Here is an 11,634-nt window from a genome sequence, read left to right as displayed (position 1 = left end):
ACTAACCTAGCCGACGGCGGTGCCGAGGCGGTGCTCTATCGGCTGTGTACCCAGGCTGGTGATGACGCATGCCAGCACGTCGTGGTTTCGATGATGGGCGAGGGCAAATACGGGTCGCTGTTGCGTGCGGCGGGGGTGCGCGTACATTGCCTGAACATGCCGCGCGGGCGCGTGACATGGCGGGGCTTGCGCCGCTTGTGGCAAATCTTGCGCGCGGAGCGACCTGACGTGGTGCAAACGTGGATGTACCACGCCGACCTGGTGGGCGGGGTGCTGGCGCGGCTGGCAGGGTTGCGGGCGGTGTGCTGGAACATCCGCCACTCCAACCTGGAGCCAGGCAAGTCGCGCCGCGCCACGATCTGGATTGCGCGGCTCAATGCCCGGCTGTCGCGCTGGGTGCCGGCGGCCATCGTGTGCTGCGCGGCGCAGGCGCGCGATGTGCACGTGCGCATCGGCTATGCGGTAGACAAGTTCGTCATCATCCCCAATGGTTACGACTTGGGGCACTTGCGGCCCGACGCAGCGGCGCGCGCGCGCCTGCGGGCCGAGTGGGGTGTGCCCGATGGGGTGCCGCTGCTGGGCATGGTGGCGCGTTTCGATCCGCAGAAGGATCATGGAAATTTCATAGCTGCTTGCGCCCATTTGCAGGCGCTTGGGGCCGATTTTGCTGCCATATTGGTGGGTACGGGCTGTGATGCGGGCAATGCGGAGTTGGTGCGGCAGATAGCTGCCGCGGGGCTGGCGCAGCGCGTGCGCTTATTGGGGCCGCGCACCGACGTGCCAGCGGTGATGGCGGCGCTGGACGTGCATGTGTTGTCCTCGCTAGGCGAGGCATTCCCCAACGTGCTCGCCGAAGCCATGGCCTGCGGTACGCCTTGCGTGACTACCGACGTGGGAGACGCAGCACAGATCGTAGGCGACACGGGCTGGGTGGTGCCGCCGCGCAATGCGCAGGTGCTGGCCGCAGCGGTACAAGCGGCTTTGGAGGCCCGGCGCGATTCCGCTGCCTGGGCCGAGCGGCAACAGCGCGCGCGTCAGCGCATCGTGGACGAATTTTGCCTGGATCGCATGGTGCAGCGCTACCAAGCGCTGTGGGCGCAGGTGGCTAACCTGAACGACCCCAAGGCACCAATGCGTAACAAGATAGAAGGATGAGGGCCATGTGTGGCATAACCGGCTTTTGGCAACCCGCGGGCCTTGCGCCCGATGCTGCCCAGGCGCAGGTGCGTCGCATGGCGGATACGCTAATGCACCGCGGGCCTGACGATGGGGGCGTGTGGGTGGATGGCGCGGCGGGCGTGGCACTGGGCCACCGGCGGCTGGCCATTGTGGATTTGTCGCCCGCGGGGCATCAGCCCATGGTGTCGGCGTCGGGGCGGCTCGTCATTGCCTTCAATGGCGAGGTTTACAACCACGCTGCGCTGCGCCAAGAGCTGGCGGCGGCGGGCAAGGCGCCTGCATGGCGCGGCCATTCAGACACCGAAACCTTGCTCGCAGCCATAGAGGCATGGGGCGTGCAGGCGGCTTTGCAGCGCTGCGTGGGTATGTTTGCCTTTGCGCTGTGGGATGCCGCGCAGCGCACGCTGACGCTAGCGCGCGACCGGCTGGGCGAAAAGCCGCTTTACTACGGCTGGCAGGGCGGGGTGTTGCTGTTTGGCTCAGAGCTCAAGGCGCTGCGCGCGCACCCGGCCTTTGCGGGCGAGGTCAACCGCGACGCGCTGGCACTGTATTTCAGACACAACTACATTCCGGTGCCGTATTCGATCTATCGCGGCATTGCCAAGCTGCCGCCGGGCACCACGCTGTGCATCACGCAGGCCCAGGCGCAGCAGGCGGGCACGGCGGCCCTGCCGGCGCCGCAGGCGTATTGGTCGGCCCGGCAGGTGGCCGAAGAGGGGCAGCGCAACCTTTTCCGCGGCACCGAGGCCGAGGCGTGCGACGAGCTGGAGCGCCTGCTGCGCCAGGCGGTGGCGGAGCAGATGATGGCAGACGTGCCGCTGGGGGCGTTTTTGTCGGGCGGGATAGATTCGAGCACGGTGGTGGCGCTGATGCAGGCGCAGTCGGCACAGCCGGTGCGCACGTTTACCATCGGCTTTGACACCGATGGCTACGACGAGGCGCAGCACGCCAAGGCGGTGGCCCGGCACCTGGGCACGCAGCACACGGAGCTGTACGTCACCCCCGGGCAGGCCATGGACGTGATTCCGCGCCTGCCTGCGCTGTACGACGAGCCGTTTGCCGACTCGTCCCAAATCCCTACGTTTTTGGTCGCGCAACTGGCGCGCCAACAGGTGACTGTGAGCCTTTCTGGCGACGGTGGGGATGAATTATTCGGTGGCTATCAGCGGTATTTTCTTGCCGATCGGCTTTGGCGTGGTGTGGGCTGGCTGCCCGTGCCGCTGCGCGCGGCCCTGGCGGGCGGCATTCGGGCGCTGCCGCCCAAGGGCTGGAATGCGCTGTGGCGCGTGGGCGCGTGGCTGCTGCCGCGCCAGTATCGCTATGCCAACGCGGGCGACAAGCTGCACAAGCTGGCCGAGATATTGGCCGCGCCCTCGCCGCAAGCGATTTACCGGCGGCTGGTGTCGCACTGGAATGAGCCCTCCGCGCTGGTGCTGGGCGCCACCGAGCCGCCCACCGCGCTGACCGACGCCGCGCAGTGGGCACAGCTCGATGACTTTTGCCAGCGCATGATGCAGCTCGACACCGTGAGCTACCTGCCCGACGACATTTTGGTCAAGGTGGATCGCGCCGCCATGGGCGTGAGCCTGGAGACGCGCGTGCCGCTGCTGGACCACCGCGTGCTGGAGTTTGCCTGGCGCTTGCCGCTTGCGCTGAAGGTGCGCGGCAACGAAGGCAAATGGCTGCTGCGTCAGGTGCTGTACCGCCACGTGCCACGCGAGTTGGTGGAGCGGCCCAAGATGGGCTTTGGCATTCCGCTGGAGCACTGGCTGCGCGGGCCGCTGCGCGAGTGGGCGGAAGACCTGTTGAGCGAAACGCGCCTGCGCCAAGCCGGCTACCTAGACCCAGCCCCAGTGCGCCGCATGTGGGCCGAACACCTGAGCGGGCAGCGCAATTGGCAGTATTATTTATGGGATGTTTTGATGTGGGAGGCGTGGTTGTGTCACTACTCGAGGTAAGCAACGGATGAGGCTTCTTTTTCTCGTCAACGCTGCCGAATTCTTTGTTTCACACCGCCTTCCGCTCGGCGTGGCAGCGCGCGAGGCGGGTTTCGAAGTTCATGTCGCAACGGCAGCGGGAGCAGCGGTCGAAAAAATCATCGCAGCAGGGTTGACCCACCACGAGCTGCCCTTCTCGCGCAGCGGCACGCATCCCTGGCAGGAAATCAGGACGCTCTGGGCGATTTTCCGGTTACTTGAACGTATCAAGCCAGATTTGGTGCATCTCGTCACCATCAAACCCGTGGTTTATGGCGGTTTGATGGCGCGGCTTTGCCGAGTGCCGTCTATGGTAGCGGCGATATCCGGCCTGGGCACGTTGTTCGTCGCCCCTACACGATTTGGCGGGTTGCGATGGATCGTGGAAAAACTTTACCGTCTCGCATTGGGACACGCGAATAGCCGCGTCATTTTTCAGAATCCTGATGATCAGACAACGCTGCTTGAGATGAAGGCAGTAAAAGCAGAGCAGACGACATTGATTCGCGGTTCCGGCGTGGCGCTCGAAGATTACCCTTATCTGCCTGAGCCAGAGGGAATTCCAGTCGTTTCCTTTGCTGCACGACTCCTTAGGGATAAAGGGGTGTATGAATTCATCGAAGCGGCACGGCAACTCCGGATGCGTGGCGTGAAGGCACGGTTTTGGTTGATTGGCGCTCCTGACCCGGGCAATCCAACTTCGGTGAGCGCCGCGGAAATCGAACGCTGGCGCGCCGAGGGGGTCGTCGAGGTATTGGGCTATCGAAACGACATTGCAGCGCTTTTTGCTCGATCGCACGTTGTCGTATTGCCATCCTACCGCGAAGGCATGCCCAAAGTGCTAATCGAGGCGGCGGCATGTGGGCGGGCCGTGGTCACAACGGATCGACCTGGCTGTCGCGATGCCATCGAGCCTGGGGAAAGCGGCTTGCTGGTACCGGCGCGTGATACCAATGCCTTGGCCGATGCCATCGAACGCTTGATTCGTGATCCAGAGCTACGTCGTCGCATGGGCGAGCACGGCCGCCGTCTTGCAGAGCGTGAATTTGCCATCGAGAAGATTGTGGCGGCGCATTTGGCCATATACCGCGAACTGCTCGAGAAAGTGAGCGCATGATGACATTCATCACCGGGGTTACGGGCTTCATTGGCTGCCGTCTGTGGCAACCTGGGGATCGAGCCCTGGTGCGGCGGCCGGTTGGCTTGCCGGGCGAAGTGGTGGGCGATTTGCTCGATGCGGCAACACTCGCCCGCGCATGCGAAGGCGTCGATGCCGTTTTTCATTGCGCAGGAATGGCCGATGCGGACGCAGCGGATGATGCACTGCACTGGCGCGTCAACTTCGAGGGTACACGCAACTTGCTCACGGCTGCTGCAACGGCAGGCGTGCGGCGCTTCGTGTTTTTTTCCAGCGTCAAGGCGATGGCCGAACCTGGTGCGGAATGCGCCGACGAGGATTTGCCCGGCGAACCGGCGTCGGCTTATGGCCGTGCCAAACGCTTGGCAGAAAACGCTGTGCTCGAAGCCGGCGTGCGTTTTGGCATGCACGTCGTCATCTTACGGCCAGTGCCGGTGTATGGTCGCGGTGGGCAGGGGAATCTCATGCGCATGGCACAGGCTGTGCGTGCCGGCTGGTTCCCTCCTTTGCCCGAGACGGGCAATCGGCGTTCGATCGTGCATGTGGAGGATGTCGTCGCGGCTGCTCGGCTCGTTGCCGAGCGGCCAGAGGCAAATGGCCGCACCTATATCGTCGCCGATCCGCGTCCTTATTCGACGCGCGAGCTATATGATGCGATGCGTGCCGTGCTGCGAAAACCGAATTTGTCCTGGAGCATCCCGGAGGCTTGGCTGCGTGCCGCAGGGCGGGTGAGCCGACGTGCTGAGCTTGCCGTCGAGCGTTTGCTCGGTTCTGCTTGGTATTCGCCGACACGCATCGAGCGCGAGCTCGGCTGGCGGGCGCGTGTGGGGCTTATCGCCGGCTTGCGTGAAATGCTTGAAGTAGAGGATGAGCAATGATCCGTGCCTTTGACATCGTCTTTGCCGCGCTGGGGCTGTTGCTGCTTTCGCCGCTTTTGCTCTTGCTGCTTGTGATCGGCTGGTTTGATACCGGGAAGCCATTGTTCCGGCAGCAGCGTGTCGGTCGTTATCAAAAGCCGTTTATCTTAGTGAAGTTTCGCACCATGCGGCCAGACACGCAATCGGTTGCTACGCATCTGGCCAATCCGTCCGCTGTGACCCCTTTTGGCGCTTTTTTGCGTCGAACCAAGCTCGATGAACTACCGCAGTTGTGGAACGTGTTGAAGGGCGAAATGAGCCTGGTGGGGCCACGGCCTTGTCTGTTCAATCAGACGGAGCTCATTGAAGAACGTGCAGCGCGAGGGGTTTTTGCCGTTCGCCCTGGCATCACCGGACTAGCCCAGATCAAGGGAATTGACATGTCCACCCCGAAACTGCTCGCTGAGACCGATGCGCAGATGCTGAAGGATTTTGGGGTAGCCGCGTATTTCACTTACATCATCAAGACGGTGACTGGCGCAGGTCAGGGCGATCGTATTCGACAGCAATGACGATGAAAATGCTGCTCTCCAGGCTACCAAAACGCTTGATCGCCTTGGTGCATGATGTGCTGTGGGTGCCCTTGGCCATCGTGCTCGCTTATCTCGCACGTTTCAATTTCGAGGAGGTACCGCCTCAGCAGCAGCCTGGCATGTGGATGCTGATGGCAGTTGCACTCGTCGTGCAGCCGATTTCGTTTCAGGCATTTGGCCTATATCGCGGTATCTGGCGGTTTGCTTCGCTTCCCGATCTGGCGCGCATCCTGAAAGCGGTGGTGACGGGAGCTTCGCTGAGCTATGTTGCCTTGTATTTGCTCGAGCGGCTAGAAGGTGTTCCCCGTTCGGTGGTGCTGCTCTATCCCCTTTTTCTCACCCTGGGGCTGATCGGGGATCGGGTGGTATATCGTTGGGTGCAGGACAAAAGACAGCAAATATCGCATCGGGGCGGAAGACGTGCGCTGATCTTGGGAGCAGGGCAGGCCGGCGACATGCTGGTGCGGGATCTGCTGCGCAGTGACAAATATGTCCCCGTGGGTTTTCTGGATGATGCTCCAGACAAGCAGGGGCGTGAGCTCCATGGGGTGCCTGTCTTGGGACCGCTCTCCTCGCTGGAGAAAGAAGTTGTCCAGCGGGGAATCGAAGCGGTGCTGATTGCGATGCCTTCGGCAAGCTCGAGGGTGATCCGCCCGGTGGTGGAGCAGTGCAAACGGCTCGGGGTGCATTGTGTCACGCTGCCTTCTTTGGCCGAGCTTGCCGACGGACGCGTTGGATTGTCCCGCCTGCGGGAGATTCGCATCGAGGATTTGCTGGGCCGAGCGCCAGTGGCGCTGGAGGATGCAAGAATCCGCTCATTTTTGCAGGGGCGCCGTGTATTGGTGACCGGGGCGGGGGGTTCGATCGGTTCGGAAATCTGTCGCCAGGTGCGGCGCTATGGTATTGATCGGTTGGTGATGGTCGATCACGGCGAGTTCAACCTTTACCTGATCGAGCAGGAGATGCGGCGTCTTTCCGGCTCGGGCGAGGTGACGGCGCTGCTCGGTGACGTGCGCGACACCACCCGCATGCGCTGGATCTTCGAGCAGTTTCGTCCCGAAGTGGTGCTGCATGCGGCAGCCTACAAGCACGTTCCGCTGGTAGAGGACAATCCGTTCGAAGGGGTAAAGACCAACGTTTTTGGAACGCGTGGGGTAGCGGATCTGGCCGATGAATTCGGGGTGCAGACGTTCGTTCTGATTTCTACGGACAAGGCGGTGAATCCGACCAATGTGATGGGGGCGAGCAAGCGCATCGCGGAGCTTTATTGCCAGGGATTGAACGCCAGATCTGCGACGGCCTTCATCACGACGCGTTTCGGCAACGTGCTCGGTTCGGCCGGGTCCGTGGTGCCGTTGTTTCGCCGTCAGATCGAGGAAGGAGGGCCGGTAACGGTAACCCATCCCGAGATGACGCGGTATTTCATGACCATACCGGAAGCGGTGAGCTTGGTACTCCAGGCAGCGTCGATGGGACGAGGGGGAGAGATTTTCGTGCTGGATATGGGTGAGCCGGTGAAGGTCTTAGACCTGGCGCAACAGATGATCCAGTTGGCGGGCTATGAGCCGGGAAAGGATATCACGATCGAGTTCATTGGCCTGCGCCCGGGCGAGAAGCTCTTCGAAGAGCTTTTCCATGATGCAGAGCATTTGTTGCCGACGTCTCACCCCAAAATCTTGCTCGCCCAGGCACGATCGTGCGATTTCACTCGCCTCGAGGAAGCGCTGGACGCATTGTGGACGGTTTGCAGTTCAGGAGACGAGGCAGCGCTGCGGGCAGGCTTGAAAGGGGTCGTGCCGGAGTTTCAGGGGTGATCGGTTCTGGTTTCGCGGTGCTCTACGTGTGGCTGTACCGGCGCATCGTGCGCTTTCGCACGCCGGGGGTGTTGCGGCGCGGGTGAGGGTGGAACCAGACAGCCGTCATCTTCCGAAGACGTCTTCGAGCCGCTGGGCATCGAGCACGCGGTCGGCCCAAGTCTCGAGCTCTTCGCTCGATGCAGAGCGCAGGCGCTGCTGCGCCCACTCGGGCAAGGGACCGAAGCGGCGCGTGAGCATGCGTTGCAGCAAAAGCGCTTCGCCTTCGAGCCGACCCTCGAGTCGACCTTCGAGTCGGGCTTCGGTCTTGACTTCTCGTTCCCATTGCTTGAATCGTTCGGCCAGTTGCATGGTGATCTCCCCCAGGTCGTGGGCTTCGGGTACGTCCAGTTCCGGACGCAGGTCGCGCAGTAGATATTCTCGAATCCAGACGGTGAGCAGGCGTTCGAGTTCCACATCGCCGGCAAACCAGCTGTGCAGCGCCGCGGTAAGCCGGGCGAGATCCTGCGGCCGTTGCTGGCGCTTGAGCCGCATGGTGGCCGCGACCACGTTCTTCAGCCCGGCGAGCGTCTCGTCACTATAGGCGTTCTCGTCGATGAGCACGTAGGCCAAGCGCGGCAGGTACTTGGCGAGCGTCTCGGGCGGGTCTTGGGGCAGGAGCTCGGCGATGTCGGTGGCCGCACTCCAGGGTGCTTCGCCGGTATAGAAGACGATGGGCAAGACTGGCGGCAGGCGCCTGCCCTTGATCTGTCCGCCCTTGATGAGGTCCTGATAGAGCAGCCCGACGTAGGTGAGGAGGCGTACCGCCATCCAGGGGTCGACGCTACTTTGGAATTCGATCAGAAGATAGAGGTAGAGCCAGTCTTCACCGGTCTTCACCCGCCAGATGACATCATCGGCGCGTTCGCGCAGGTCTTCGCTCACGTAGCTCGCGGGAACTTTTTCCAGGGTACTGAAGTCGAGCCACCCCAGCCCTTCGGCGGGCAGGAACCCTTCGATGAGGTGCTGCACCACCTTGGGCGAGGAGAAGAGGTGCTTGTAGCTAGCGTCGTGTCGGGCGTTCATGTCCCCTATTGTAGCCGCATCGGGACCAAAGTTCCTGCGGTTGGGCAGCGCTGTCCTTGTTATTCGCAGTGCTCTACGTCTGGCTGTACCGGCGCATCGTGCGCTTTCGCACGCCGGGGGTGTTGCGGCGGGGTGAGCTGGAGGAGAGGTCAGTGCAGGGCGGCGAGCGCGGCTTCCGGTGCCTTGTCGAGCACTTTGAGCAATGCCTTGGCAGCCCCCGTCGGGCGGCGCTTTCCTTGTTCCCAGTTGCGGATGGTGTCCAGCGGAACATTGATCCGCTCGGCAAATTCCACCTGGCTTAGCCCTAAACGCAGGCGGACGCGACGCACGAAGCGGGCGACGTCTTGCATTGCCTCAGCCCCATCGGCAGCGGCCTGTCGGGCAACGTCGGCCTCCGTCGTAGCATCCACCCGTTCGGGATCGATGCGCCCTACATTCAGCGATTCGGGAACTTCGGGGTCAATCCTCATGCGTACGATTTTCATAGTGCTTAATCTCCCGTTGGTTGGCTTTGCGGGCCGAGATGATGCGAATCGCGCCATTCCTTGGTGTATAGATCACGACGAAGAGCCGACCTTCGATCTTGCCCATCAACTGGTAACGTTCCTCGCCGTAGTTGTATCGGGTATCAGCTTGGATCAGGCGGTTCGGATCGAAGAAGGCTCTGGTCGCATAGGCGAAATCAAACCCACGCTCGAGGAAGCACGCTTCGCTTTTTGCCTCATCCCATTCGAAATCCATGGCTCAATTGTAGTTCAATGGACTACAAGTCACAAGGTATAAGGTGGCATTACTTCGGCGGCCCCTGCTCCAGCTCGAGCTTCAGCCGGGTGAGGACGCGGGTTTGCAGCAATGCCATCTCTTCGGCGAGGATTTGTGGCAGGCGCCGTTCGATCCAGCGCAGTTGTGCTTCGGCGGCGGGGGTGAGGTTCTGATTGGGCGAGGGCGAGGGGGACGAGGCGCTTGCGGGGGAGGGCGTGTCGACCACTTCCGTGAGGAGCGGCAGGTCGTCGACGGGAAGCGGCGGGGCGGCAGGGGAGGGGTCGTTGGTCGGGGTCATGGGGTCGGGGCCTTGCGGGGGATGGCCTGGACGTCGTGCCCTTCGGCGCGGTAGCGACGAAAACGTTCTCGCGCGGGGGCTTTGTCGTTTTCCTGGGGGCCGACGATTTCCAAAACCCATTCGCTGTTCCGATCCAGCTCGGGATGGGAGCGGGCGAGCTGGATGAGGACGGGGCGCGGTGGGATGGGCGCTTCGGCCGTGAGGAGGACGATGGGGGTTTGCCCGGCGAGCGGCGAGCCGGCGGGGACGTTGGGCAGGAAAGCGCCGGATTCCTGGGTCCAGAGGCGGTGGGCCAGGGTGGCGAGCATGGTTTCGTCTTCCAGGCGCACGGCCACTTTTTGCCCGGCGCGGTAGGCGCGGGCGGCGAGCTCGTAGGCGAGCGCGAGCGGCTCGGGCACGTCGTAATAGAAGCGGACGTGCGCCATGGGAGGAGTCAGTCGCCCTGACGCCGGGCGGCGGCGCGCTCGAGGAGGAATTCGACGAGCAGCGGCACGGGGCGGCCGGTGGCGCCTTTTTTCTCGCCGGAGCGCCAGGCGGTGCCGGCGATGTCGAGATGCGCCCAGGGGACGTTTTCGACGAAGCGGGCGAGGAAACAGGCAGCGGTGATGGAGCCGGCGGCGCGGTCGGTGCTGACGTTGGCCACGTCGGCGAAATTGCTCTTGAGCGCTTCCTGGTATTCGTCCCACAGCGGCAGCTGCCAGGCGGGGTCGGCGGCGCGTTCGCCGCTTTCGAGGAGCGCTTGGGCGAGGGTTTCGTCGTTGCTCATGAGGCCGGTGGCTTCCTTGCCGAGGGCGATGACGATGGCGCCGGTGAGCGTGGCGACGTCGATGAGGCACTCGGGGCGGTATTCGCGCTGGGCGTAGGTGAGGGCATCGCACAGGATGAGCCGCCCTTCGGCGTCGGTGTTGAGGATCTCCACCGTGCGTCCGGCGAGCGTGCGCACGACGTCGCCCGGGCGGGTGGCCGTGCCGCTGGGGAGATTCTCGGTGGCGGGGACGATGGCCACGACGTCGAGCGGGAGCTTGAGCCGGGCGACGGCTTCTAGTGTGCCGAGTACGGCGGCGGCGCCGCACATGTCGAATTTCATCTCGTCCATCTGGGCGGCTGGCTTGAGACAGATGCCGCCCGAATCGAAGGTGATGCCTTTGCCGATGAGGACGATGGGGCGGCGCTTGCCGCGTTTCTCGCCGCTGCCGCGGTATTCGGCCACGATGAACTTGGGCGGAGTCTTGCTGCCGGCGGCCACGGCGAGGAAGGCACCCATGCCGAGGCGCTCCGCGTCTTCGCGCTCGAGCACCTGGACCTTGAGCTCGTACGCCTTGCCGAGTTCGAGCGCCGTTTCGGCGAGCTTGGCAGGGGTGCAGAGGTTGGGCGGGAGGTTGCCGAGCTCGCGGGCGCGCGCCATGCCGGCGGCGATCGCGCGGCCTTCTTCGAGGGCAGCGAGTTCATTGGGAGAGAGGGGCGTGGACAGCGGCAGTTCGATGCGTTCGGCGCCGCGTGGTTTCTTGCCGTTGGTGGTTTTGGTGGCGTCGTAGGCATAAGTGGCGTCTTCGAGCGCCGTGGCCAGACGGCGCAGACGTTCGGTGAGCGTGGTTCCGGGCACTTCGATCTCGGCGAGCGCCACGACCGCCGTACCGACGGGGCCGTTGGCGAGCGCGGCGGCGGCAGAACGCACCGCTTTCATCCAGGCGCGGCGATCGAGCTTGGCGCGCGGCCCCAGCGAGACGACGTGTAGGCGTTCGGCGTCCAGCCCCGGGAGCGTGGTGTAGGTGTGCAGGCTTCCGGCTTTGTCGAGATCGGTTTCCTCATTGAGCAGCGCCGTGAGCTTGCCTTTGCTGAGTTTGTCGAGACGCTTGGCGAGCGGCATGGGCTCGTCGGCGAAGACGGGGAGCACGAAGGAGGTGGCAGGGATTTTTTCGGCGGGCTGTACGTTTATGGTAAATTCCACGGGC

General features: G+C 63.3%; 12 protein-coding genes. 6 read left to right on the top strand and 6 right to left on the bottom strand.

The window, feature by feature from the left end; genetic code table 11:
* From H607_RS12030 to H607_RS0106525, 6 genes are all read left to right on the top strand, one after another.
* Positions 1-1,155: glycosyltransferase family 4 protein (locus tag H607_RS12030; protein WP_051240728.1), on the top strand; the 1,155-nt coding region annotated here is incomplete at its 5' end.
* Between the two features lie 5 nt (positions 1,156-1,160).
* Positions 1,161-3,137: an asparagine synthase (glutamine-hydrolyzing) gene (asnB, locus tag H607_RS0106545; RefSeq protein WP_028874767.1), complete on the top strand. Its 1,977-nt coding sequence runs from the start codon at positions 1,161-1,163 to the stop codon at positions 3,135-3,137.
* A gap of 7 nt (positions 3,138-3,144) precedes the next feature.
* Positions 3,145-4,272, top strand: a complete 1,128-nt coding sequence (locus H607_RS0106540; RefSeq protein ID WP_028874766.1) for a glycosyltransferase family 4 protein — start codon at positions 3,145-3,147, stop codon at positions 4,270-4,272.
* A complete protein-coding gene (locus H607_RS12025; RefSeq protein ID WP_037989826.1) occupies positions 4,269-5,171 on the top strand; it encodes an NAD-dependent epimerase/dehydratase family protein in 903 nt (300 codons plus the stop codon). Before H607_RS0106540 ends, H607_RS12025 begins: the two co-directional genes overlap by 4 nt.
* The gene (locus H607_RS0106530) at positions 5,168-5,722 is read left to right on the top strand and encodes a sugar transferase (protein WP_028874765.1); all 555 of its coding nucleotides are present in this window, start codon (positions 5,168-5,170) and stop codon (positions 5,720-5,722) included. Before H607_RS12025 ends, H607_RS0106530 begins: the two co-directional genes overlap by 4 nt.
* Positions 5,723-5,724: 2 nt before the next feature.
* Positions 5,725-7,557: a polysaccharide biosynthesis protein gene (locus H607_RS0106525; protein ID WP_028874764.1), complete on the top strand. Its 1,833-nt coding sequence runs from the start codon at positions 5,725-5,727 to the stop codon at positions 7,555-7,557.
* A gap of 105 nt (positions 7,558-7,662) precedes the next feature.
* Here H607_RS0106525 and H607_RS0106515 read toward each other — a convergent pair whose 3' ends face one another.
* The 6 genes from H607_RS0106515 to H607_RS0106490 form a co-directional block, all read right to left on the bottom strand.
* Positions 7,663-8,622: an Rpn family recombination-promoting nuclease/putative transposase gene (locus H607_RS0106515; RefSeq protein WP_028874763.1), complete on the bottom strand. Its 960-nt coding sequence runs from the start codon at positions 8,620-8,622 to the stop codon at positions 7,663-7,665.
* A 149-nt stretch (positions 8,623-8,771) separates the two neighbouring features.
* Positions 8,772-9,092, bottom strand: a complete 321-nt coding sequence (locus H607_RS0106510; RefSeq protein WP_083961967.1) for a helix-turn-helix domain-containing protein — start codon at positions 9,090-9,092, stop codon at positions 8,772-8,774.
* The gene (locus tag H607_RS0106505; RefSeq protein WP_028874761.1) at positions 9,082-9,363 is read right to left on the bottom strand and encodes a BrnT family toxin; all 282 of its coding nucleotides are present in this window, start codon (positions 9,361-9,363) and stop codon (positions 9,082-9,084) included. Before H607_RS0106505 ends, H607_RS0106510 begins: the two co-directional genes overlap by 11 nt.
* A gap of 49 nt (positions 9,364-9,412) precedes the next feature.
* On the bottom strand, positions 9,413-9,682 hold the full coding sequence (locus tag H607_RS0106500) for a hypothetical protein (protein WP_028874760.1): 270 nt from the start codon (positions 9,680-9,682) through the stop codon (positions 9,413-9,415).
* A complete protein-coding gene (locus H607_RS0106495) occupies positions 9,679-10,107 on the bottom strand; it encodes a DNA polymerase III subunit chi (protein WP_028874759.1) in 429 nt (142 codons plus the stop codon). The genes H607_RS0106500 and H607_RS0106495 overlap by 4 nt, the downstream gene beginning before the upstream one ends.
* 8 nt (positions 10,108-10,115) lie before the next feature.
* Positions 10,116-11,630, bottom strand: a complete 1,515-nt coding sequence (locus H607_RS0106490; RefSeq protein WP_028874758.1) for a leucyl aminopeptidase — start codon at positions 11,628-11,630, stop codon at positions 10,116-10,118.
* Positions 11,631-11,634 lie beyond the last annotated feature (4 nt).

The organism is Tepidiphilus margaritifer DSM 15129, assembly GCF_000425565.1.
Classification (GTDB): Bacteria; Pseudomonadota; Gammaproteobacteria; order Burkholderiales; family Rhodocyclaceae; genus Tepidiphilus; species Tepidiphilus margaritifer.
Note: the sequence above shows the minus strand (reverse complement) of the source record. Positions and strands in the feature narration are given on the sequence as shown.